Source organism: Amycolatopsis sp. lyj-84 (assembly GCF_046549075.1).
In the GTDB taxonomy this organism is placed as follows: domain Bacteria; phylum Actinomycetota; class Actinomycetes; order Mycobacteriales; family Pseudonocardiaceae; genus Amycolatopsis.
Genome location: NZ_JAJPWO010000007.1, coordinates 266,303 through 286,882 on the forward strand (window position 1 = coordinate 266,303; position 20,580 = coordinate 286,882).

Genomic DNA, 20,580 nt, shown 5'->3' on the forward strand with positions numbered 1-20,580 from the left:
TCAAGGAGGATGCGGTGCGTACGAGGGTGATCAAGGTGGCCGCCGCGGCCACCGCGCTCGGGCTGGCCCTGTCGGCCTGTGGGTCCACGAAGGACAACGCGCCGTCACCGGGTGGCGGTGGGGCGCAGGGTGGCAAGGTCGGCGCGACGATCCCGTTGCTGACGTCGCCGTTCTGGCAGGCCTACAACAACTACGTACCGCTGAAGGCGAAGGAACAGGGCGTCGACGTTCTGCCGACGGTCAACGCGGACAGCGACTCGGCGAAGCAGATCACCGACATCAACACCCTGCTCAACCAGGGCGTCAAGGGCCTGGTCGTGACGCCGCTCGACTCGGCCGCCGTCGTGGCGGGTCTCAAGGCCGCGGAGAACAAGGGCGTCCCGGTGGTGGCGGTCGACGTCGCGCCGGAGAGCGGCAAGGTCGCGATGGTGGTGCGCGCGGACAACAAGGCGTACGGCACCAAGGCTTGCGAGGCGATCGGCGCGAAGGTCACCTCGGGCAAGGTAGTGCAGGTCATGGGCGACCTCGCCTCGGTCAACGGCCGCGACCGGTCCGAAGCGTTCCGGCAGTGCATGAAGGCGAAGTTCCCGGACGTCCAGGTGCTGGAGGTCGCCGCCGAGTGGAAGGCGGACAAGGCTTCGTCCGGTTTGGACAGTCTGCTGACCGCGAACCCGGACATCAAGGCCGTGTACATGCAGGCGGGCGGGGTCTACCTGGCGCCGACGCAGCAGGCGCTCAAGCGCAAGAACCTCTACTTCCCGATCGGCGACCCGAAGCATGTCGTGCTGGTCAGCAACGACGGCATTCCGCAGGAACTGGCCGCGATCCGCGCGGGCGAACTCGACGCGACCGTTTCCCAGCCCGCCGACGACTACGCCAAGTACGGCATGTACTGGGTGAAGAAGGCGATGGCGGGGGAGACCTTCGAGGCCGGGCCGACCGACCACGGCAGCACCGTCGTCGAGATCCGGCCCGGAATCCTCGAAGACCAGCTGCCCGCGCCCGTGATCACCAAGGCCAACGTGGACGACAAGGCCCTCTGGGGGAACAACCTGTGAGCGCGCTGCCCGCCGGGTCCGCCGCCGTGCCGGTGGTCAGCGCACAGGGCGTCGGCAAACGCTACGGCCCGACCGTGGCGCTGTCCGACGTCAGCATCACCGTGCATCCGGGCGAGTCGCACGCGCTCGTCGGCCGCAACGGTGCGGGAAAGTCGACGCTCGTCTCCATCCTCACCGGACTGTCCAAAACGGACACCGGCAAGGTCGAGTTCGGTGGGGTCCCCGCGCCGCCCTTGTCCAAACAGGACGACTGGAAGCGTGCTGTCGCCTGCGTCTACCAGCACGCGATGGTCGTCCCGCAGCTGACCGTCGCGGAGAACCTGTTCCTCAATCGCCAGTCGGGGAAAGGGTTCGCGATCGGCTGGCAGCGATTGCGGCGTCAGGCCAGGGAACTGCTCGACTCCTGGGACGTGCGTGTCGACGTCGACACCCCGGCGGGCGAGCTTTCGGTCGAGGACCGGCAGTTCGTCGAGATCGCCAGGGCGCTTTCCTATGGCGCCCGGTTCATCGTGCTCGACGAGCCGACGGCGCAACTGGACAGCCAGGCGATCGAACGGCTTTTCGGGCGGATGCGCCAGATGCAGGCGAACGGGGTGACGTTCCTGTTCATCTCGCATCACCTCCACGAGGTGTACGAGGTGTGCCAGGCGGTCACTGTGCTGCGCGACGCCAAGCACATCCTCACCGCGCCGGTCTCGGAAGTCGGCCGCGCCGAGCTGATCGACGCGATGACCGGCGAACAGGGCGGTCTCGCCGTCCGCGACGCTTCGACGCGCGAGGCCCTGGCTTCGGACGCCGGTGAGGTGCTGACCGTCGACGGGCTCTCCGGTGACGGCTTCGAAGACGTGAACTTCCGGATCCACCGCGGCGAGGTGATCGGGCTCGCGGGCAGCAACGCCAGCGGCAAGCATCAGGTCGCCGAGACCGTGTACGGACTCCGTTCGGCGACGTCCGGCACGATCAGGGTCGCGGGAAAGCCGTTGAAGCCGGGCGACATCCCGGCCGCGATCCGCGCCGGAATCGGCTGTGTGCCGAGGGACCGGCACCACGAAGGCCTGGTGCTCGAACACTCCATCATGGACAACGCCACACTGTCCATTTTGGATCGTATGGGCAAGGCGGGAATCGCCGCGCCGGGCGCCCGGTACGAGCGGGCGTCGAGAGCGCTGAAGGACTACGACATCGTCGCGGCCGACGCCGACCAGCCGGTGTCCGACCTTTCCGGTGGCAACCAGCAGAAGGTCGTCCTCGCCCGCGCGCTGGCCGGTGATCCTCGCCTGGTCGTGCTGATCAACCCGACCGCGGGGGTGGACGTGAAATCGAAGGAGGCCCTGCTCGCGGTCGTCGACCGGGTGCGTGCCGAGGGCAAGGCGGTGCTGATCGTCAGCGACGAGCTGGACGATCTCCGCCTGAGCGACCGGGTGCTGGTGCTGCGCGCCGGTGCCGTGGTCGCCGAACACCGGGCCGGGTGGTCCGACGGCGATCTGGTGGCCGACATCGAAGGAGTCGAGCGCGGGTGACCGAACTGATGACCGATCCGAAGACCTCTTCGTTCGCGGCTCCGCCGAAACGCCGGAAGTTCCGCTGGCTGCGTGAGCTGGCCCTGGTTCCGGCGCTCGTCGTGGTGCTGATCATCGGAGGACTGATCAGTGACACGTTCTTGACCTTCGGCAGCATCGTCGGGATCCTGTCCGCTTCGGCGGCGTTGTCGATGGTGGTGCTGGGCGAATCGCTCGTCCTGCTCACCGGGAAGTTCGACCTGTCACTGGAATCCACCATGGGGATGGCGCCCGCGCTGGGCGCGATGCTGGTGATCCCGGTGGCGTCCTCGGGCTTCGGCACCGAGATCCCCGGTTTCGCGGGCATCCTCGCCGTGCTGGTGGCCGGTGCCGCGATCGGTTTCGTGAACGGCTTCCTGATCGTCAAGCTGAAGCTGAACGCCTTCATCGTCACGCTGGCGATGCTGACGGTGCTGCGCGGCACGCAGATCGGCTCCACACAGGGAAAGACGCTGTTCGACCAGCTGGACGTGTTCACCGCGCTGGCGACGACGACGTTCATCGGGCTGCCGATGTCGGTGTGGCTGGCCGCGGCGCTGTTCACCGCGTTCGGGCTGGGGCTGCGGTATCACCGGATCGGCCGGTCGCTCTACGCCATCGGCGGGAACCGCGAAGCCGCGCGGGCCGCGGGTATCCGCGTCGACCGGATCTCGTGGGGCGTGTTCGTCGTGGCCGGGGTGCTGGCCGCGCTCGGCGGGCTCGCCTATACGGGGTACGTCGGCGCGCTCGGTGCCGATCAGGGGGACGGATTGATCCTTCAGGTGTTCGCCGCTGCGGTGATCGGCGGTGTCTCACTGGACGGTGGGAAGGGCACTCTGGTGGGAGCGCTCACCGGTGTCCTGCTCCTGCAGACGGTCACCAACCTGCTGCAGGTGGCGCAGGTGCCGCCCGAGTGGCTGAAGGCGATCTACGGCGTGATCATCCTGGTCGCGTTGATCATCTCCCGCTACGCGAGCGGGAAGGCCCAGACCTAGCCGCCAGGGGATGCAATGAAGGGGACTTTCATTGCGGATTCTGCGATGAAAGTCCCCTTCATTGCACGCCGGAAGCCGGTTCGAGGACCCAAATGGAGGAAGCTGTGTCAGGAAGCTTCGGCGGCCGCTGTCGGGTCGTCGGCGGTGCCGAGGGCGTTGCGGAGCCACTGCTCCACGCCCGCGACGTGCACGGTGGCCCACGAACGCGCCAGTTCGGGTTCGCGCGCGGCGATGGCCTCGTAGATCGCGGAGTGCTGCTCGCGGGTCTTCGCGACCGCGCCCTCCTGCGTGAGCCCGCGCCAGATGCGGGCGCGCGCGGTGGGGCCGGACAGGCTGTCCAGGAGCGAGCACAGCACCGGATTCCCGGAGCCGTCGGCGATCTTGCGGTGAAACTGCAGGTCGTTCGCGACCAGCGCCTCCACCGTCGGCGAATCGGCCAGTTCGTCGAGCAGGCGGCCTAGCTCCGCGATGTCCTCGTCGCTCATGTGCAACGCGGCCATCGCCGTCGCCGCCGGCTCGAGGATCCGGCGGACGGCGAGGAAGTCCAGCACGGTGTCGTCGCGGTGGAAGTCCACCACGAACGTCATCGCGTCGAGGAGGAGATTCGGTTCGAGGCTGGTGACGTACGTTCCGTCGCCCTGGCGGACGTCGAGCACGCGGATCAGGCACAGGGCCTTCACCGCTTCGCGCAGCGAGCTGCGGGACAAGCCGAGCCGCTGGGCCAGTTCCGCCTCTTTCGGCAGCCTGTCGCCCGGAGCAAGCTCGCCGGAGATGATCATGTCCTTGATCTTGTCGATCGCGACATCGGTGACCGGCATGTTCCACCGCCCTCCCCGAAGACCTCGGATGTTTGAGTGTTAGTTGACAGAGTGCCATGTTTCGAGCTGAGGAGGCGCGGTGACCCACGGTGTCGCACTACAAAGAGTGGCACTCCACACCCGGTTGAAGCCGGGCAAGGAGGCCGAATACGAGTCGGTCCACGCCGTCATCCCGCCTGACCTCGACGAAGCGCTGCGCGGTGCGGGTGTGCGTTCGTGGCGGATCTGGCGCGACGGTCTCGACCTGTTCCACGTGGTGGAGGTCGAGGACTACGCGAAGATGCGCGCGGCCCTGCGCGAGCATCCGGCCAACATTCCCTGGCAGGCCAGGATGTCGGAGCTGCTCGACGTCGAAGACGACTACTCGGGCGACGATTCGGGCCTCGGCCTGGTTTGGGAGCTTCCGTGAAGATCTCCCTGTCCCCACTGGGGCTCGGCTGCGCGCAGCTGGGCAACCTGTACCACGCCATCACCGACGAGACGGCCGAAGCGACCGTCCGGCAGGCGTGGGACGAAGGCATCCGGTACTTCGACACCGCCCCGCACTACGGTCTCGGCCTGTCGGAACGGCGGCTGGGCGAGGCGCTTTCGGCCTGCTCCCGCGCGGACTTCGTGGTGTCGACCAAGGTCGGCCGGGTGCTGGAACCGAATCCCGCCGGTGCTTCGCGCACCGACTCGCAGGGTTTCGTCGTCCCCGCGGCCTACAAACGACGCTGGGACTTCAGTCGCGACGGGATCCTCCGGTCGCTTGAGGACAGTCTGACGCGCCTCGGGCTCGACCGCGTGGACGTCGTCTACGTGCACGATCCGGACGAGCACTTCGAGGACACCGTCAACGGCGCGTTCCCCGCGCTGCTCGAACTGCGGGAGCAGGGCGTCATCGACGCCATCGGGGCCGGGATGAACCAGGCGCCGATGCTCGCGGAGTTCGTCCGCCGGTTCGACCTCGACGTGATCCTGTTGGCCGGGCGGTACACGCTGCTCGACCAGCCCGCACTGGACGATCTCCTGCCGCTGTGCGTGGAACGCGGTGTGGACGTGGTGGTCGGGGGCGCGTTCAACGCCGGGATCCTCGCCACCGCGTCGCCGGGCACGATGTACGACTACGCCGAGGCCCCGGCCGAACTGGTCGAGCGGGCCCAGCGGATCGCCGAGGTCTGCGAGCGGCACGGCGTCGAACTGCCTCAGGCCGCACTCGGTTTGCCCGCCGCGCATCCGGCGGTGGTGTCCGTCGTCGTCGGCGCGCACGATCCCGGCCAGGTCCGGCTCAACGCGGAACGGTTCCGGCGCCCGGTGCCGCGCGAGTTGTGGACGGACCTGATCCGTGCGGGACTGTTGCGAGAGGACACCCCGCTGCGGCCGGAAGGACAGTCGTGATCGACGCGCACCACCACCTTTGGGATCCCTCGCGGCGGCACTACCCGTGGATGACGGGTACGGCGCTGGAACCGATCCGTCGTCCGTACACAGTGGACGATCTCCGGACGGTGACCAAGGCGGCGGGGGTGAAGGGCACCGTGCTGGTGCAGACGGTCTCGTCGGAGGAGGAGACGCACGAGTTCCTCGCCACCGCTCGTGCCGAACCGCTGATCGCGGGTGTCGTCGGCTGGACCGACCTCACCGCCCCCGACGTCGCGGAGCGCGTGGCCGCGTTTTCCGGCCCCCTGGTGGGAATCCGGCATCAGGTGGAGGACGAACCGGACCCTTCCTGGCTGACGCGGCCCGACGTTTCGCGTGGTCTCGCCGCGCTCGGTGAGGCCGGGCTGGCGTACGACCTGCTGGTGAAGCCGCCCCAGCTCCCGGCGGCCCTCGCGGCGGCTTCCGCGCTACCGGACCAGGTCTTCGTGCTCGACCATGCCGCGAAGCCGCCGATCTCTTCGGGGGAATGGCAGCCGTGGGCGGACGGCGTCGCGGCGTTGGGGGAGCTGGACAATGTGTACTGCAAGCTCTCGGGGCTGGTGACCGAGGCGGACTGGGCACAGTGGAAGGTCGGACATCTGGCGCGCTGGGCCGAGCACGTGCTGGAGTCCTTCGGGGCTTCGCGGCTGATGTTCGGCTCCGACTGGCCGGTCTGCGAACTCGCGGCCGCGTACGAAGTGGTTGTGGACACGGCCTTTTCGCTGACGGGTTCGTTGAGCGACGCGGAGCGGTTGGAGTTCTTCGACGGCACCGCGCGGCGGGCGTACCGCCTCTCGTGAGTGGTAAAGACGGTTCTAACCGGACTTACCACTCACGAGGTAAGTCCGGGGAGAAGAAGAAAGTGGGCGGCGCGGGGTCCGGGCGCCTGCGAACCGCCGATCGACGACCTGCGGCAGGGGGAGAAAAGATCAGAACTCGTCCTGCTTGACCATCGTCCGCAGGCGGGCCAGCGCGCGGTGCTGCGTCACGCGCACGTTGCCGGCGGAGATCCCGAGAGCCTCGGCGGTTTCGGCGGCGGAAAGGCCGACGGCGATGCGGAGGGCGAGAATCTCTTGCTGCACCCGGGGAAGGGTGGAGAGCAGACGGCTGAGCCGGGCGCCGAGGTCCAGGTGCAGAGCGTGCGTTTCGGGCTCGTTGTCGCCGATGGGCCGTTCCGGGAGTTCCGGTACCGGCTCCGACCGGTCGCGGGAGACCGCGCGGTAGGCGTCGGCGACCTTGTTGGCGGCGATCGCGTGCACGAGATAGAGGAACGAACCGCCGCGGTCCTGGTAGCCCGGCAGTGCCTTCAGCACGGCCATGCAGACTTCCTGCGCGACGTCGTCCGCCGACAGGTAGGACAGATCGCGGCCGCCCATCCTGGCGCGGCAGTACCGGACCACGACAGGGCCGATCATCCGCAGCAGTGCCTGGATCGCGGCGGGATTCCCGTCGCCCGCGTCTTTGACGAGGGGGTCGAGATCCTCCTTCGTCAGCCGTCCGCCCGGTCGAGGCAGGTTCTCCGGAGTCGTGTATCCGGGAACCGCATCGGGGGTGACGGATCTGGACGCGCTGGAGATGGTTTGCATGGTCGTCCTCCCCGGCCGACCCTGCGACCGTCGCTGTCGAGGGGTCAACACTCCGTAACGATTCAAGGCGGCAGATGCTCCGTAAGATCAGATTCACCTGCCGCCGATGCGACGCAGCGTAATCGTAGGCGCCGATCGGACGGCAGTAAAGATTTCAACTAGAGATAGCCCATTCGACGGAGTCGGCTTAATACAACCGAGACTCTGCGTCGCGAAGAAGGCGGCCGCGATCGCAGGATGTGCGCGGCCCTTAGCGCACCGCGATCAAAGCGACCGCCGTCGCTACGACGAGTGCCGACGCGGTGACAGCGAGGGCTGGGTTAAGAGGTTTCGGGGTGTCCGCCCCGCGCAGTGCCCGTTCACGGATCGAGCCGATGGCGACCAGGACGACCACCATGACGCCCGCGACCACGACCGGGATGACCGCCGTCCCCCAGCCCTGCCGGGCGGCCGTGTGCAAGAGCAGGAGTGTGCAGGCAGTAGCCGCGAGCGCTGTCCGGCGCCAGGCCAGCCCGGTCCGTTCCGCTTGCGCTCCGTGATCGCTCACGTGCTCTTCACGTTCACGAGAAGACCACCAGGGCCGCGGCGGTCAGGGTGATCACGAGGATTCCGGCCGTCAGCAGGACCAGCAGCCCGCTCTTCGGCAGCGGCCGTCCCTCGCGCATCGCGCTCTGGACCTGCCGCCAGCGCGGATACGCGGACGCCGCGAGGACGGCTGCCAGCACGACGCACAGTCCCGCGAGGACGGTGCTCAGCGCGCTCGGGTCGGGAACCAGCTGATGGACGGCGACGCCGCCGGCCAGCAGGCCCAGCGCCGTCCGGAGCCAGGCGAGGAAGGTCCGTTCGTTGGCGAGGGTGAAGCGGTAATCGGGTTCCGAACCACCTTCGTGCGGTCCGTTGATCTCTGTCACCCGACGAACACTAGGCGCTGCGTCGCGCGAAAACCCACCAGCGAAGGACCGCGAAGCGCGCGATGCCGCCCACAACGCTGGCCGCGAGCAGGGCGCCTGTCTGCTCCAGTGCGGTCGGCTCGGTGATCACCGCGTCGAGTGACGCGAGCACGATCGAGCCATAGACGGCGTAAAAAGCGAACGTCATCAGGTCCTGGAAGTGCCGTTTGCCCGGATGACTCTTCCGGGTGGCGAAGGTGACCCGGCGGTGGAACTCGGTGTTCCCGACGGTCGTGACCGCGAGCGCGACCAGATTGGCCACCTGGGGGCCGAGGATCGGCTGCAGGACGAGGAACAGCACCGCCTGCAGGCCGGTGGCGACGACACCGGCGACGACGTACCACGCGGCATGGTGGCCGAGCTCGTGGTGCCGTTCCGGCGCGCGCCGGATGATCCGGTGCCCTGGCGCCCACCTGGTGGTGGTCATACCGACGACGCTACTCCTTGTTTCACAAACTTGTGAAGCCAGTAAACCCGCTGGGGGCTGTGATCCCCGCGACAGCGTCCGTCGCCGTTTGGTCGTCGGCGCCATCGGGTAGGCCACAAGGGCCGGGTCGAGTACAGCACGCCCCGGCCGACGTCCGATGAGGAGCCGGACATCGGCTGAAAATGATCTTCACTCAGACGGCAGGCCATGCCGAGACCCCCTAGCGTGGTCCGTCAAGTGCAAGACCGCGACGAAGGAAGGGCAGAGATGCTTACAGTCACCGAAGCCGCCGCCGAGGCGATCACCGCACTGACCGGGCAGGAAAACGGACAAGACGGAGGCGGGCTGCGTTTCGCGATGCATTCCCAGCAGGGGGACAGTCCCCAGCTCGCGGTTTCCGTCGCCCCCGAACCGGAAAGCGGCGACAAGGTGCTCGGCGCGGACGGCGGCCCGAAGGTGTTCTTGGAGCCCGAAGCGGCCGCGTTGCTCGATGACAAGGTGCTCGACGTCCAGCAGGACGAGACCGGCGAAGTCGCCTTCGCCGTACTCCCGCAGGCTCAGCCCCAGCCTGGCAGCTGAGCCCGGCGGGTTCAGGCTTTAAGTCCGGGCCCAGGCACGGACCAGCTCGCCGGCCCGCTCGCGCAGGAGTTCCGCCGCGTGCGCACGCGCGTGGTCGAGCGAAGGCGCGTGGTCGATCAGGGCGGCGCTGCCCACGACACCGAGGCCGGCGAGCTGGCTCTCGTCCAGCTGGATCCGCCCGGCCAGCACCATCAGCGGTACCGAGTGCTCCTGCGCGCGCGCCGCGATGCCCGCCGGGGCCTTGCCGTCGAGACTTTGCTCGTCCAGTGAGCCCTCGCCGGTGATGACGAGGTCGGCGCTTTCGATGGCGCCGGCGACCCCGGTGAGCCCGGCGATGAGCTGGAAACCGGACTCGACCGACGCGCCGAGTCCCGCGATCGCGCCTGCCGCGACCCCGCCTCCCGCGCCCGCTCCGGGAAGGTCGGAGACGTCGGTGGTCCCGGCGTTCCGCAACGCCTGCGCCCAGCGGCTCAAGGATTCGTCCAGTTGCTCGACCTCGCGCGGGCCCGCGCCCTTCTGCGGCCCGAAGATCGCGGCCGCCCCACGCGGTCCGAGCAGCGGGTTCGTCACGTCGGTGGCCACGGCGACCTCGACGGAGCCGAGCCGGTGGCGCACCGGGCCGAGTTCGGCCGACGCGACGCGGCCCAGCGTGCCGCCGCCGAGTCCGACCGGTGCGCCGAACGCGTCGAACACCCCGGCGCCCAGCGCCGCCAGCATCCCGGCGCCGCCGTCGGTGCTCGCGGTTCCGCCGACCGTCAGCACCAGCCGCCGCGCGCCGTGGTCGAGCGCGTGCGCGAGGAGCTCGCCGACGCCCCAGGTGTGCGCGGCCAGCGCCACTTCCGGGCTCGGCTCGACGAACTCGATCCCGCACGCGCGGGCCGATTCGATGTAGGCCGTCCCGTCGAGCATCACGTAGCGCGCGTCGACGGTGTCGTCGAGCGGCCCGCGGACCGGGAGTTCCACGAGACGGCCGCCCGCCGCGACGAGGACGTCGAGCGTTCCTTCGCCGCCGTCGGCGACCGGGCAAGAGGAGACTTCGGCCTCGGGCAGCGCGTCGCGGACGCCGTGGGCGATCGCCTCCGCGGCCTCGACCGCGGTCAGGCTTCCCTTGAACTTGTCGGGCGCGATGACGACACGAGTCATGGACGAACCTCCGTCAGGGGGTTTCCGCCGGTGAGCACCGACGCGACGTTCTCGGCCGCGAGCACGGCCATGGCAGTACGGGTTTCGACCGTCGCCGATCCGAGGTGCGGCGTCAAGACGACGTTTTCGCGATCCAGCAGGCGCGGCTCGACCTCGGGTTCGGCTTCGAACACGTCGAGGCCCGCTCCGGCGATCTCCCCGGCTTCGAGCGCGTCGGCCAGCGCCGCCTCGTGGACGACGGGGCCGCGGGTGGTGTTGATCAGGTACGCGCCCGGTTTCATCGACTTCAGCGCGTCCGCGTCGATGAGGTGGCGGGTCTCCGGTGTCAGGGGGCAGTGCAGGGAAACGACGTCGGAGCTTTCCAGAAGTTCGCCGACGGACACGTACTTCGCGCCCAAGGTCTTCTCGACGTCCTCGGCGGCCCGCGATCGTCCTGAGTAGACGATCCGCATGCCGAAACCGAGCGCCCGCCGCGCGACCGCCTGCCCGATCTGGCCGAGCCCGACGATGCCGAGCGTCTTGTCCTGCAGGCCGGAGCCGAGCAGGAAACCCAGGTGGAACGACCACGGGGTACGCGACCGGATCAGCCGTTCGCCCTCACCGAGCCGTCGTGTGACCGCGAGGAGCAGTCCGAACGCCAGATCCGCGGTCGCGTCGGTGAGCACGCCGGGGGTGTTGGTGACGGTGACGCCGCGTTCGGCCAGCGCCGGGACGTCGACGTTGTCGTAGCCGACGGCCACGTTCGCCACAACCTTCAGATCGGGGCCCGCCGCGTCGGCGACCGTGCCGTCGATCCGGTCGTGCAGCATGCCGACGATGGCGGACGCGCCCCGGACGAACTCACGCAGTTCGTCCGGCGTCAACGGCCGATCGGCGCGCGACAGCTTCACCTCCCCGGCTTCGGCGAGCACTTTCAGCGCTTCGTCGGGAATCCACCGGGTCACCGCGATCGTCGAGGTCACTCCCTCAGCCTAGTGTGCGGCGGTTGGTATCCCAAACGCTCGGATCCCCGTCATGAGGGAGGCGCTTCCCCTGCGCGGGGGAGTCGTCACCGTCGGGGACCCCGGATGGTCGTCAGGGCGGAAAACCTCCGCGAGCAGGGGATTCGAGGGGTGCAAGATGAAACGATCACGAGAACTGGCGGCCGTCGGTGCCGCGCTGGTCCTCGCCACGACGCTCGTCGCGGCCGGTCCGGCGTCGGGGCGGAAGGTCAAGGCCGTCGAATGGTTCCCGCCGGGCAGTGGGGTCGACTGAGCGGGATCGGTGCACTCGAGTAGTCCTTTTCGGACGGTGCCGGATCGCTCCCGTGAGTGCGTCAGGTCCACTGATGAGCTGAAGGGGCCCTTCCCCGCGTCTCACGCGGTGAAGGGCCCCTTCGCTGCATGTCACGCGGTGAAAGGCCCCTTCAGCCCACCAAAGAAGGAGTGCCCCGACTCGCTCGGCTGTGCTATGTTCAGATGCAGAACAAGTGTGCGCGATACGAACAAGCCGGGAGTGGGGATGGCGGAGCTGCTGTCGTTGAAGGAGGCCGTGGCGCGGCTGGTGCGCGACGGGGACATCGTCGCGCTCGAGGGCTTCACGCACCTCATTCCGGTCGCCGCGGGTCACGAGATCATCCGTCAGCGCCGCACCGGCCTGACGCTGGTCCGCATGACTCCGGACATCGTCTACGACCAGCTCATCGGCGCGGGCTGCGCGAGCAAGCTGATCTTCTCGTGGGGCGGCAACCCCGGCGTCGGCTCGTTGCACCGCTTCCGCGACGCGGTCCAGCACTCGTGGCCGGTACCCCTGGAGATAGAGGAACACAGTCACGCGGGCATGGCGAATCGCTACGTCGCCGGTGCGTCGGGCCTGCCGTTCGCCGTGCTGCGCGGCTACACGGGCACCGATCTCCCCGCGCAGACCGACACGATCAAGCCCATCACCTGCCCGTTCACCGGGGAGCAACTCGCCGCCGTCCCCGCGCTCAACCCGGACGTGACGATCGTGCACGCCCAGCGCGCAGACCGGGCAGGCAACGTCCAGATCTGGGGCATCACCGGCGTGCAGAAGGAAGCGGTGCTGGCGGCGAAGCGGTCGTTGGTCACCGTCGAGGAGGTCGTGGACGAGCTGGAACCCCGCCCGGGCGCGATCGTGCTGCCGTCGTGGGCGGTCACGGCCGTCGCCGAGGTTCCCGGCGGCGCGAAGCCGTCGTACGCGGCGGGGTACTACGAACGGGACAACGACGCCTACCAGGCATGGGACGCGATCGGCCGGGACAGGGAGAGCTTCACCCGCTGGCTCGACGAGCTGACGGGAGTGAAGGCATGACCGAGTACACCTCCGACGAGATGATGAGCGTCGCCGCCGCTCGCGCGCTCGGCGACGGGATGTCCTGTTTCGTGGGCATCGGCCTGCCCAGCACGGCCGCGAACCTGGCCCGCCGCGGGCACGCGCCGAACCTCACGCTGATCTACGAATCCGGCTGCCTCGGCGCCAAACCGAGCCGGCTCCCGTTGTCCATCGGCGACGGCGAACTCGCCGACACCGCCGACGCCGTGGTCAGCGTGCCCGAGGTCTTCAACTACTGGCTCCAGCCCGGCCGGATCGACGTCGGTTTCCTCGGCGCCGCCCAGCTGGACAAGTTCGGCAACATCAACACCACCGTCATCGGCCCGGACTACGCCAACCCCAAGGTGCGCCTGCCCGGGGCGGGCGGGGCGCCGGAGATCGCCGCTTCCTGCCGCGAGGTGTTCGTGGTGCTCCGGCAGAGCACCCGCACGTTGGTCGAGAAGGTCGACTTCGTGACGTCGTTCGGTCACGGCACCGGCAAGGGCGATCGCGAACGCCTCGGTCTCCCCGGCGCCGGGCCGACGCTGGTGGTCACCGACCTCGGCCTGATGCGGCCCGACCCGGAGACCGCCGAGCTCACGCTCACCGAACTGCATCCCGGGATCGAGGTCGATCAGGTCGTCGAGGCGACCGGGTGGAAACTGAAGGTGTCCGGCGACCTGGGAACCACCCCGGCGCCGACCGAGGCAGAACTCCGCATCCTCCGAGACCTCAAAAGGGCGAGCGCATGACCGACGTCTTCCTGTTCGACGCCATCCGTACCCCGTTCGGCAAGTACGGCGGCGCCCTGTCCGGCGTCCGCCCGGACGACCTCGCCGCCACCGTGCTGCGGGCGCTGGCCGAGCGCAACGACCTGGACCCGGCCACCGTGGACGAGGTCGTGCTCGGCGACGCCAACGGCGCGGGCGAGGACAACCGCAACGTCGCGCGGATGGCGGCGCTGCTGGCGGGCTGGCCGACGACGGTCCCGGGTGCGACCGTCAATCGGCTGTGCGGCTCCGGTCTCGACGCGGTCATGCAGGCGAGCCGGTCGGTCCAGGTCGGCGACGCTTCGCTCGCCGTCGCGGGCGGGGTCGAGTCGATGAGCCGCTCACCGCTGGTCATGCAGAAGCCGGAGAAGGCCTTCCCCGCCGGAAACCAGACGCTGTACTCGACAGCGCTGGGCTGGCGCATGGTCAACCCGAAGATGCCCGAGCAGTGGACGGTCTCGCTCGGCGAGTCCACCGAACAACTCGCCGAGCGGTACGGCATCGGCCGCGACGAGCAGGACGCGTTCGCCGTCCGCAGCCACGTCAACGCCGCCCGCGCCTGGGACGAGGGGTTCTACGACGATCACGTCGTCCCCGTCGAGGGTGTCGAACTCACTCGTGACGAAGGCATCCGGCCGGACTCCAGCCCGGAGAAACTCGCGAAGCTCAAGCCCGTCTTCCGTCCACAAGGGACGGTCACGGCCGCGAACGCGTCGCCGCTCAACGACGGCGCTTCCGCGCTGCTGCTCGGCGACGAGGCCGCGGGCCGGCGGCTCGGCAAGGCGCCGCTGGCCAGGATCGCCGGACGGGGCGCGGCGGGCGTCGACCCCGACGTCTTCGGCATCGGCCCGGTCCGCGCGGCCGAGATCGCCTTGGAACGGGCCGGGATCGGCTGGGAAGACCTGGCGGCGGTGGAACTGAACGAGGCGTTCGCCGCGCAGTCGCTGGCCTGTCTGCGGGACTGGTCGAAGCTCGACCCGGAGATCGTCAACGTCAACGGCGGAGCGATCGCGATCGGGCATCCGCTGGGCGCCTCCGGCGGCCGGATCCTCGGCACACTGGCCCATCACCTGCGCCGCACCGGCGGCCGATGGGGGCTGGCGGCCATCTGCATCGGCGTCGGCCAGGGGCTGGCCGTCGTCCTCGAAGCCCGCTGAGCCACTGACCCGCGCCTGGAGGAGGCAGCATGTCCGCACCCGCAGAACTGAGGCTCCCGCGCTACCGGCGCGATCCGGAAGGGACGCATCCGCCGCTCGACTACGCCGGTTACCGGTCGACGGCGCTGCGGCACCCCCAGGAGCCGCTGATCGTGCTCCCGCATCTGCTGACCGAGGTCACCGGGCCCGCGCTGGGGCCGGGGCGGATCGGCGAGTTCGACAACGACCTCACCCAGGGGCACGAGGGCGAGCCTCAGGGACAGCGGATCATCGTCACCGGGCGGCTGCTCGACGGCGACGGGCACCCGATCCGGGATTCGCTCGTGGAGATCTGGCAGGCGAACGCGGGTGGCCGGTACCGGCACACCGGTGACCGCTGGCCGTCGCCGATCGACCCCAACTTCGACGGCGCGGGCCGGACGCTGACCGACGGCGAGGGCCGCTACACCTTCACCACCATCAAACCGGGCGCGTACCCGTGGAAGAACCACGACAACGCCTGGCGGCCGGCGCACATCCACTTCTCCGTCTTCGGCAGCGCGTTCACCCAGCGGCTGGTCACCCAGATGTACTTCCCGGAAGACCCGCTGTTCTCGCAGGACCCGATCTTCAACTCCATTCCGGACGAGAACGCCCGGCAGCGGATGATCGCGCGGTTCGACCTCGACCGCACCGAAGCCGAGTGGGCGCTGGCCTTCCAGTTCGACATCGTCGTGCGCGGCCGCGAGGCGTCGGTCTTCGAAGACGAGGAGGACGAGCACTGATGCCGGAGACGACGCCTTCCCAGACCGTCGGCCCGTACCTGTCCATCGGCCTGCCCTGGCCGGACGGGCCGGACGTCGTTCCCGCGGGCGAACCGGCCGCGATCCGCATCCACGGCCGGGTCCTCGACGGTGCGGGCGAACCGGTCCCGGACGCGATGATCGAGACCTGGCAGGCCGACGCCGACGGCCGGTTCGACCACCCCGACGATCCGCGTGGAGCGGTCGCGAGCGGGTTCCGGGGCTTCGGGCGCTGCCCGACCGATCCCGGTGGCAACTACGAGATCCGGACGATCAAGCCCGGCGTGGTGCCCGGTCCGGCGGGTAGCTCCCAGGCGCCGCACATCGACGTCTCGGTGCTCGCCCGCGGGCTGCTGCACCGCGTCGTCACCCGGATCTACTTCGAGGACGACGACACCTCCCAGGACCCGGTGCTGGCCTCGGTGCCGGAGGCCCGCCGGGGCACGCTGATCGCCACCGCGACCGGCGACGGCTACCGGTTCGACATCCGGCTCCAGGGCCAAGGGGAAACGGTGTTCTTCGATGTCTAGCTTTTCGATGTCCGAGCCGGTGAAGGTGCACAGTGTTGTCAAAGTGCACAGTGTCGCGGAAGGGCCCGAGGACGGTCCGGTCGTGGTGTTCAGCGGGTCGCTCGGCAGTGACCACCGCATGTGGGAGCCGCAGGTCGAACCCTTGGTGGCCAAGGGGTTCCGGGTGATCCGGTACGACACCCGCGGGCACGGCGCGTCCCCGGTGCCGTCCGGGCCGTACACGCTGGAGGATCTCGGCGGTGATCTGCTCGCACTGCTCGACGAGCACGGCGTCGGACGCGCTCACTTCGTCGGGCTCTCGCTCGGCGGGATGACCGGGATGTGGCTGGGCGTGAACGCGCCGGACCGGATCGAGAGCCTCACGCTGTGCTGCACGTCCGCGAAACTCGGGCCGCCGCGGATGTGGGCCGACAGGGCGCGGACGGTCCGGGAGAACGGCACCGGCTCGGTCGCCGAAGCCGGGGCCGGCCGCTGGGTGACAGCCGGTTACGCCGCCGCCTATCCCGAGCAGGTCGCGTTCCTGCGCGAGATGATCGCGAACGTCCCCGCCGAGGGGTACGCGGCGTCCTGCGAGGCCATCGAACGGATGGACCTCGTCGGTGACCTGCCCAAGATCTTGGCGCGGACCCTGGTCATCGCCGGGGCCGAGGACCCGGCGACGCCGGTCCAGCACGCCGAGGTGATCGCGGACGGCATTCCGGACGCGCGGCTCGAGGTCGTCGAAGGCGCCGCGCATCTGGGGAGCTTCGAACAGCCGGAGCGGTTCACCGCGCTGATCCTCGAACAACTGGAGGTGGCCAGATGAGCGAAGATCCCTACGAGACAGGCATGCGCGTGCGCCGCGAAGTCCTCGGTGACGCGCACGTCGACCGCGCGGTCGCCCGCACCACCGAGTTCAGCCGCCCGTTCCAGGACTACATCACCCGGGGCGCTTGGGGTTCGGTCTGGTCGCGCGACGGACTCGACCGCAAGACCCGCAGCTGCGTCACCCTGGCCGCGCTCACCGCGCTGCACGCCCACGACGAACTCGCCATGCACGTCCGGGCCGCCGTCCACAATGGACTTACCGCGCAGGAGATCTCCGAGGTCCTGCTGCACACCGCCGTCTACGCGGGTGCCCCGGCCGCCAACGCGGCGTTCGCCGTCGCCCAGCGGGTGCTGGCCGAACTCGGTGAGCCTGCGGCCCAGGAAGAGGGTGGCGGTTAGGGTTCCGGTATGGACGAAGGCGAGGTGACCGAGCGCGGAGCGCACCATGTCCAGTCGCTGGAACGCGGGCTGGCGGTGATCAAGGCGTTCAACGCGGACGCGGCGGAACTCACGCTGAGCGACGTCGCCCGCTCCACCGGGCTGACCAGGGCGGCCGCCCGCCGGTTCCTGCTGACCCTCGTCGACCTGGGATACGTGCGCACGGACGGCAAGTACTTCTCGCTCACCGCACGGGTCCTCGAACTCGGTTACTCGTACCTGTCGAGTCTGTCGCTGCCCGAGGTCGCCCAGCCGCATCTGGAACGGCTGTCCGCCGAGGTGCACGAGTCGAGTTCGGTCTCGGTGCTCGAAGGCCTGGACATCGTCTACGTCGCGCGCGTGGCCGTTTCACGGATCATGACCGTCAGCATCAACGTCGGCACCCGCTTCCCGGCCCACGCGACCTCGATGGGGCACGTTCTGCTGGCCGGCCTCGAAGGCGAAGACCTGCACGGCTACTTCGACGCGGCCAAGCTCGAGAAGCTGACCGCGCACACGCTGACCAGGCAGCAGGACCTGATCGCCGAGCTGAAGCGGGTCTACCGGCAGGGTTACGCGATGGTCGACCAGGAGCTCGAAGAAGGTCTCCGCTCGATCGCCGCGCCGATCCGGGACCGGTGGGGCCGGGTCGTGGCCGCGGTCAACCTCTCCACCCACGCCAGCCGCACGACGCCGGAGTCGGTCGAGCGCGAACTGCTGCCGTCGCTGCTCGTGGCGGCACAGGCCATCGAGGCCGATCTGGCGTCGGCGCCGCCGACCAAGGCAGGAAACACGAAGGCAGGGCATGGCTGAGGTCGCCGGGCTGCTGCTCGCGGCCGGGGCCGGGCGCCGGTTCGGCGGGCCGAAGGCGCTCGCCGTTCTCGACGGTGAGCCGTTCGTCATCCGGGCCTTGCGAGTGCTGGCCGACGCCGGCTGCGCACCGGTCCGGGTGGTCCTGGGTGCCTCGGCCGAGGAAGTCCGCAGGCTGTTGCCGGGTCCTGAGGTCGCCGTCCTGGCCGAAGACTGGGAGTCCGGCATGGGTGCGTCACTCCGCGCGGGCCTGAACGCACTGGAAAAGAGCGGCGCCGAAGCCGCCGTCGTGCATCTCGTGGATCTGCCCGGCGTCGGTGCCGACGTGGTGCGCCGAGTCGCCGCCGGAGCCGATGGGAACACTGTCGCGCGCGCCACCTACGACGGCGTTCCCGGTCATCCCGTCGTACTCGGCCGCCGCTGGTGGCCGGAGATCGTGGCGGGCGCGTCCGGGGACAAAGGCGCGCGAGACTGGCTGAAGGGACGCCCGGACCTGCGGCTCGTCGAATGCGGCGACCTCGGCACCGGGCACGACGTGGACCGCCGCGAGGATCTTCCAGGCTGATCTCGCGCTCCCCGGGGCATACGATCGGGAAGTGACCGTCGAATCGCCGGAGAAACTGGCCGAAGCCCTCGAAACGGTCGGCTACCTCGCCGACGACGGCATCGCCACGGCTGGGTTCCTCGCGCTGCGGCTCGGCCGCCCCCTGTTCTGCGAGGGCGAACCGGGCACAGGCAAGACCTCGCTCGCCTTGGGGCTGTCCGAAGCGCTGAGCCTGCCGCTCATCCGGCTCCAGTGTCACGAGGGGATCGACGCGGCGCAGGCACTGTACGAATGGGACTTCCCCCGCCAGTTGCTGCACTTGCGGGCGCTCGAAGCCGCGGGTGACGGCGGCCTCGACGTCGAGGCCGCCGAGCAATCCCTTTACACCGAACGTTTCCTGCTCTCCCGGCCGTTGCTGAAGGCGTTGCAGACCGCGCCGTGTGTCCTGCTGGTCGACGAGATCGACCGGGCCGACGACGAGTTCGAAGCCTTCCTGCTGCAACTCCTCGACGAGAACGCGGTGACGATCCCCGAGTTCGGCGAGGTGCGTGCCGAACATCCGCCGCTGGTGGTGCTCACCTCCAACCGGACGCGGGAGGTGCACGACGCGCTGAAACGCCGCTGTCTCTATCACTGGCTCGAACACCCGGACCTCGCCCGCGAGATCGAGATCCTGCGCCGCAAGATCCCGGGCCTGGGCGAAGGGCTCGCGGTGCAGGTCGCGACGGCGGTGCAGCGCCTCCGGGCGATGGAGTTGCTGAAGCCGCCCGGAGTGGCGGAATCCCTGGACTGGGCCCAGGCGCTGCTCGCCCTCGGGATGTCCGAACTGGACGCCGCGACCGGCGCGCGAACCCTGGGTTCGGTCCTCAAGTACAGCGAAGACCTCGACAGGGTCCGCGCCAAACTGGACAAACTCCTCGCCTGAGCCGCTTCAGCGCCGCCGCAGCGACGCGTCGAGCAGTGACGGCGGGGTGTCCATCTTCTCGTCCGGCGCGAGGTCGACGCCGGGAGCGACGATCTCGTCGATCGCGTCGAGGACGTCGGCGGGCAGCACCGTGTCCGCGGCGGCGAGTTGCGACTCGAGGTGCACCGGCGTGCGCGGCCCGATGATCGCGCTGGTCACGGCCGGATGGGCGGTCACGAATCCGAGCGCGAGCTGGATCAGCGTCAGGCCGGCCTCGTCGGCGACCTTGGCCAGGCGTTCGACGGCCTCCATCCGGGCCCGGTTGGCCGGGATGGTGAGGTCGAAGCGTTGCGGCCGGCTCTTCGCGCGGTTGGTGGTGATCTCCCGGCCCTCGCGGACGGCGCCCGAAAGCCAGCCCGAAGCGAGCGGGCTCCACACCAGCACGCCGAGCCCGTACTCCTCGGTCACCGGAAGAACGTGCGTTTCGATGCCGCGCTGCAGGATCGAATAGCTGGGCTGCTCGGTGACATACCGGCTCAGGCGGGCTTCGCGGGCGGCCCACTGCGCCTGCACGACGCGGTACGCGGGGAAGGTCGACGAACCGAAGTAGCGGATCTTCCCCGCGCGCTGCAGATCGGTCAGCGCCGAAAGGGTCTCCTCGTCGCTGGTCTTCGGGTCCCAGCGGTGGATCTGGTAGAGGTCGACGTGATCGACGCCGAGGCGGCGCAGGCTGTTGTCCAGCGCGGTGACCAGCCAGCGGCGTGACGCGCCCTGATGGTTGCGGTCGTCGCCCATCGGCATGGTCGCCTTCGTGGCCAGCACGAGATCTTCACGGCGGCCGGCGATGGCCTTGCCGACCATCTTCTCCGACTCCCCGGCGCTGTACATGTCGGCGGTGTCGACGAAGTTGACCCCGCCCGCCAGCGCGGCGTCGACGATGGCGGTGGCCTCGTCCTGGGTCGTGCGCCCGATCGCGCCGAAGTTCATCGCGCCGAGCGCGAGGGTGCTGACCTGCACACCGGTCCTGCCCAAGGTGCGGTACTGCATGACGGTGTCC

The 20,580-nt window shown here is 69.4% G+C and carries 26 protein-coding genes; 18 read left to right on the forward strand and 8 right to left on the reverse strand.

The genetic code is table 11. The features are described from left to right. The first annotated feature begins 14 nt into the window (after window positions 1–14). Genes ACLJRM_RS22725 through ACLJRM_RS22735 form a run of 3 tightly spaced genes read left to right on the forward strand, consistent with a single transcriptional unit; the run spans window position 15 to window position 3,591 of the window. On the forward strand, window positions 15–1,058 hold the full coding sequence (locus ACLJRM_RS22725; protein WP_410664217.1) for a sugar ABC transporter substrate-binding protein: 1,044 nt from the start codon (window positions 15–17) through the stop codon (window positions 1,056–1,058). Continuing rightward, complete coding sequence (locus ACLJRM_RS22730; RefSeq protein ID WP_410664218.1) at window positions 1,055–2,578, forward strand: sugar ABC transporter ATP-binding protein; 1,524 nt, start codon at window positions 1,055–1,057, stop codon at window positions 2,576–2,578. Before ACLJRM_RS22725 ends, ACLJRM_RS22730 begins: the two co-directional genes overlap by 4 nt. Then, entirely contained in the window at window positions 2,575–3,591 is a 1,017-nt protein-coding gene (locus tag ACLJRM_RS22735) for an ABC transporter permease (protein WP_101609754.1), read from the forward strand. Before ACLJRM_RS22730 ends, ACLJRM_RS22735 begins: the two co-directional genes overlap by 4 nt. A 107-nt stretch (window positions 3,592–3,698) precedes the next feature. Here ACLJRM_RS22735 and ACLJRM_RS22740 read toward each other — a convergent pair whose 3' ends face one another. Next, entirely contained in the window at window positions 3,699–4,409 is a 711-nt protein-coding gene (locus ACLJRM_RS22740; RefSeq protein ID WP_101609753.1) for a FadR/GntR family transcriptional regulator, read from the reverse strand. A gap of 106 nt (window positions 4,410–4,515) precedes the next feature. Here ACLJRM_RS22740 and ACLJRM_RS22745 point away from each other — a divergent pair, with 106 nt between their 5' ends. Genes ACLJRM_RS22745 through ACLJRM_RS22755 form a run of 3 tightly spaced genes read left to right on the forward strand, consistent with a single transcriptional unit; the run spans window position 4,516 to window position 6,607 of the window. Beyond that, window positions 4,516–4,818, forward strand: a complete 303-nt coding sequence (locus tag ACLJRM_RS22745; RefSeq protein WP_101609752.1) for an L-rhamnose mutarotase — start codon at window positions 4,516–4,518, stop codon at window positions 4,816–4,818. Beyond that, on the forward strand, window positions 4,815–5,786 hold the full coding sequence (locus ACLJRM_RS22750) for an aldo/keto reductase (RefSeq protein WP_410664219.1): 972 nt from the start codon (window positions 4,815–4,817) through the stop codon (window positions 5,784–5,786). Before ACLJRM_RS22745 ends, ACLJRM_RS22750 begins: the two co-directional genes overlap by 4 nt. Further along, window positions 5,783–6,607: an amidohydrolase family protein gene (locus ACLJRM_RS22755; RefSeq protein WP_410664220.1), complete on the forward strand. Its 825-nt coding sequence runs from the start codon at window positions 5,783–5,785 to the stop codon at window positions 6,605–6,607. Before ACLJRM_RS22750 ends, ACLJRM_RS22755 begins: the two co-directional genes overlap by 4 nt. A 129-nt stretch (window positions 6,608–6,736) precedes the next feature. Here ACLJRM_RS22755 and shbA read toward each other — a convergent pair whose 3' ends face one another. From shbA to ACLJRM_RS22775, 4 genes are all read right to left on the reverse strand, one after another. Continuing rightward, window positions 6,737–7,393, reverse strand: coding sequence for an RNA polymerase sigma factor ShbA (gene shbA / locus ACLJRM_RS22760; RefSeq protein ID WP_168214378.1), 657 nt, complete (start codon window positions 7,391–7,393; stop codon window positions 6,737–6,739). Window positions 7,394–7,643: 250 nt separating this feature from the next. After that, window positions 7,644–7,940 carry a DUF202 domain-containing protein gene (locus tag ACLJRM_RS22765; protein WP_410664221.1) on the reverse strand — a complete coding sequence of 99 codons (297 nt, stop codon included), beginning with the start codon at window positions 7,938–7,940 and terminating at the stop codon, window positions 7,644–7,646. A 13-nt stretch (window positions 7,941–7,953) separates the two neighbouring features. Beyond that, a complete protein-coding gene (locus ACLJRM_RS22770) occupies window positions 7,954–8,304 on the reverse strand; it encodes a YidH family protein (protein ID WP_101609748.1) in 351 nt (116 codons plus the stop codon). Window positions 8,305–8,314: 10 nt separating this feature from the next. Next, window positions 8,315–8,770 carry a GtrA family protein gene (locus ACLJRM_RS22775; protein WP_101609747.1) on the reverse strand — a complete coding sequence of 152 codons (456 nt, stop codon included), beginning with the start codon at window positions 8,768–8,770 and terminating at the stop codon, window positions 8,315–8,317. Between the two features lie 267 nt (window positions 8,771–9,037). Here ACLJRM_RS22775 and ACLJRM_RS22780 point away from each other — a divergent pair, with 267 nt between their 5' ends. Further along, on the forward strand, window positions 9,038–9,349 hold the full coding sequence (locus ACLJRM_RS22780; RefSeq protein WP_005153325.1) for a hypothetical protein: 312 nt from the start codon (window positions 9,038–9,040) through the stop codon (window positions 9,347–9,349). 18 nt (window positions 9,350–9,367) lie between these two features. Here ACLJRM_RS22780 and ACLJRM_RS22785 read toward each other — a convergent pair whose 3' ends face one another. Both ACLJRM_RS22785 and ACLJRM_RS22790 read right to left on the reverse strand, forming a co-directional pair. Continuing rightward, entirely contained in the window at window positions 9,368–10,492 is a 1,125-nt protein-coding gene (locus tag ACLJRM_RS22785) for a glycerate kinase (RefSeq protein ID WP_410664222.1), read from the reverse strand. Continuing rightward, complete coding sequence (locus tag ACLJRM_RS22790) at window positions 10,489–11,454, reverse strand: 2-hydroxyacid dehydrogenase (RefSeq protein WP_410664223.1); 966 nt, start codon at window positions 11,452–11,454, stop codon at window positions 10,489–10,491. The genes ACLJRM_RS22785 and ACLJRM_RS22790 overlap by 4 nt, the downstream gene beginning before the upstream one ends. A 157-nt stretch (window positions 11,455–11,611) precedes the next feature. Here ACLJRM_RS22790 and ACLJRM_RS22795 point away from each other — a divergent pair, with 157 nt between their 5' ends. The 11 genes from ACLJRM_RS22795 to ACLJRM_RS22845 all read left to right on the forward strand — a co-directional run bounded on the left by ACLJRM_RS22795 (window position 11,612) and on the right by ACLJRM_RS22845 (window position 19,544). Next, window positions 11,612–11,746, forward strand: coding sequence for a hypothetical protein (locus ACLJRM_RS22795; RefSeq protein WP_410664224.1), 135 nt, complete (start codon window positions 11,612–11,614; stop codon window positions 11,744–11,746). A gap of 246 nt (window positions 11,747–11,992) precedes the next feature. Next, entirely contained in the window at window positions 11,993–12,802 is an 810-nt protein-coding gene (locus tag ACLJRM_RS22800) for a CoA transferase subunit A (protein WP_410664225.1), read from the forward strand. Continuing rightward, the gene (locus ACLJRM_RS22805) at window positions 12,799–13,554 is read left to right on the forward strand and encodes a CoA-transferase subunit beta (RefSeq protein ID WP_101609743.1); all 756 of its coding nucleotides are present in this window, start codon (window positions 12,799–12,801) and stop codon (window positions 13,552–13,554) included. The genes ACLJRM_RS22800 and ACLJRM_RS22805 overlap by 4 nt, the downstream gene beginning before the upstream one ends. Further along, complete coding sequence (locus ACLJRM_RS22810) at window positions 13,551–14,729, forward strand: thiolase family protein (protein WP_410664226.1); 1,179 nt, start codon at window positions 13,551–13,553, stop codon at window positions 14,727–14,729. Before ACLJRM_RS22805 ends, ACLJRM_RS22810 begins: the two co-directional genes overlap by 4 nt. 29 nt (window positions 14,730–14,758) lie before the next feature. Then, entirely contained in the window at window positions 14,759–15,493 is a 735-nt protein-coding gene (gene pcaH, locus ACLJRM_RS22815) for a protocatechuate 3,4-dioxygenase subunit beta (protein WP_101609741.1), read from the forward strand. Next, complete coding sequence (gene pcaG, locus ACLJRM_RS22820) at window positions 15,493–16,041, forward strand: protocatechuate 3,4-dioxygenase subunit alpha (RefSeq protein WP_101609740.1); 549 nt, start codon at window positions 15,493–15,495, stop codon at window positions 16,039–16,041. The genes pcaH and pcaG overlap by 1 nt, the downstream gene beginning before the upstream one ends. Further along, complete coding sequence (gene pcaD, locus ACLJRM_RS22825; protein ID WP_233223007.1) at window positions 16,034–16,846, forward strand: 3-oxoadipate enol-lactonase; 813 nt, start codon at window positions 16,034–16,036, stop codon at window positions 16,844–16,846. Before pcaG ends, pcaD begins: the two co-directional genes overlap by 8 nt. Continuing rightward, on the forward strand, window positions 16,843–17,247 hold the full coding sequence (gene pcaC / locus ACLJRM_RS22830; RefSeq protein ID WP_101609738.1) for a 4-carboxymuconolactone decarboxylase: 405 nt from the start codon (window positions 16,843–16,845) through the stop codon (window positions 17,245–17,247). Before pcaD ends, pcaC begins: the two co-directional genes overlap by 4 nt. 9 nt (window positions 17,248–17,256) lie before the next feature. Further along, a complete protein-coding gene (locus tag ACLJRM_RS22835) occupies window positions 17,257–18,078 on the forward strand; it encodes an IclR family transcriptional regulator C-terminal domain-containing protein (protein ID WP_410664227.1) in 822 nt (273 codons plus the stop codon). Further along, the gene (locus ACLJRM_RS22840; protein WP_410664228.1) at window positions 18,071–18,640 is read left to right on the forward strand and encodes an NTP transferase domain-containing protein; all 570 of its coding nucleotides are present in this window, start codon (window positions 18,071–18,073) and stop codon (window positions 18,638–18,640) included. Before ACLJRM_RS22835 ends, ACLJRM_RS22840 begins: the two co-directional genes overlap by 8 nt. A 31-nt stretch (window positions 18,641–18,671) precedes the next feature. Beyond that, a complete protein-coding gene (locus tag ACLJRM_RS22845; protein ID WP_410664229.1) occupies window positions 18,672–19,544 on the forward strand; it encodes an AAA family ATPase in 873 nt (290 codons plus the stop codon). A gap of 6 nt (window positions 19,545–19,550) precedes the next feature. Here ACLJRM_RS22845 and ACLJRM_RS22850 read toward each other — a convergent pair whose 3' ends face one another. Next, window positions 19,551–20,570, reverse strand: coding sequence for an aldo/keto reductase (locus ACLJRM_RS22850; protein ID WP_410664328.1), 1,020 nt, complete (start codon window positions 20,568–20,570; stop codon window positions 19,551–19,553). Window positions 20,571–20,580 lie beyond the last annotated feature (10 nt).

Bases quoted from the DNA above. Each gene is read 5' to 3' on its own strand.
- ACLJRM_RS22775 (WP_101609747.1), bottom strand. From the start codon at position 8,770: ATGACCACCACCAGGTGGGCGCCAGGGCACCGGATCATCCGGCGCGCG.
- shbA (WP_168214378.1), bottom strand. From the start codon at position 7,393: ATGCAAACCATCTCCAGCGCGTCCAGATCCGTCACCCCCGATGCGGTT.
- pcaC (WP_101609738.1), top strand. From the start codon at position 16,843: ATGAGCGAAGATCCCTACGAGACAGGCATGCGCGTGCGCCGCGAAGTC.
- ACLJRM_RS22785 (WP_410664222.1), bottom strand. From the start codon at position 10,492: ATGACTCGTGTCGTCATCGCGCCCGACAAGTTCAAGGGAAGCCTGACC.
- ACLJRM_RS22810 (WP_410664226.1), top strand. From the start codon at position 13,551: ATGACCGACGTCTTCCTGTTCGACGCCATCCGTACCCCGTTCGGCAAG.
- pcaH (WP_101609741.1), top strand. From the start codon at position 14,759: ATGTCCGCACCCGCAGAACTGAGGCTCCCGCGCTACCGGCGCGATCCG.
- ACLJRM_RS22740 (WP_101609753.1), bottom strand. From the start codon at position 4,409: ATGCCGGTCACCGATGTCGCGATCGACAAGATCAAGGACATGATCATC.
- ACLJRM_RS22835 (WP_410664227.1), top strand. From the start codon at position 17,257: ATGGACGAAGGCGAGGTGACCGAGCGCGGAGCGCACCATGTCCAGTCG.
- ACLJRM_RS22780 (WP_005153325.1), top strand. From the start codon at position 9,038: ATGCTTACAGTCACCGAAGCCGCCGCCGAGGCGATCACCGCACTGACC.
- ACLJRM_RS22805 (WP_101609743.1), top strand. From the start codon at position 12,799: ATGACCGAGTACACCTCCGACGAGATGATGAGCGTCGCCGCCGCTCGC.
- ACLJRM_RS22800 (WP_410664225.1), top strand. From the start codon at position 11,993: ATGGCGGAGCTGCTGTCGTTGAAGGAGGCCGTGGCGCGGCTGGTGCGC.
- pcaD (WP_233223007.1), top strand. From the start codon at position 16,034: ATGTCTAGCTTTTCGATGTCCGAGCCGGTGAAGGTGCACAGTGTTGTC.
- pcaG (WP_101609740.1), top strand. From the start codon at position 15,493: ATGCCGGAGACGACGCCTTCCCAGACCGTCGGCCCGTACCTGTCCATC.
- ACLJRM_RS22840 (WP_410664228.1), top strand. From the start codon at position 18,071: ATGGCTGAGGTCGCCGGGCTGCTGCTCGCGGCCGGGGCCGGGCGCCGG.
- ACLJRM_RS22795 (WP_410664224.1), top strand. From the start codon at position 11,612: ATGAAACGATCACGAGAACTGGCGGCCGTCGGTGCCGCGCTGGTCCTC.
- ACLJRM_RS22850 (WP_410664328.1), bottom strand. From the start codon at position 20,570: ATGCAGTACCGCACCTTGGGCAGGACCGGTGTGCAGGTCAGCACCCTC.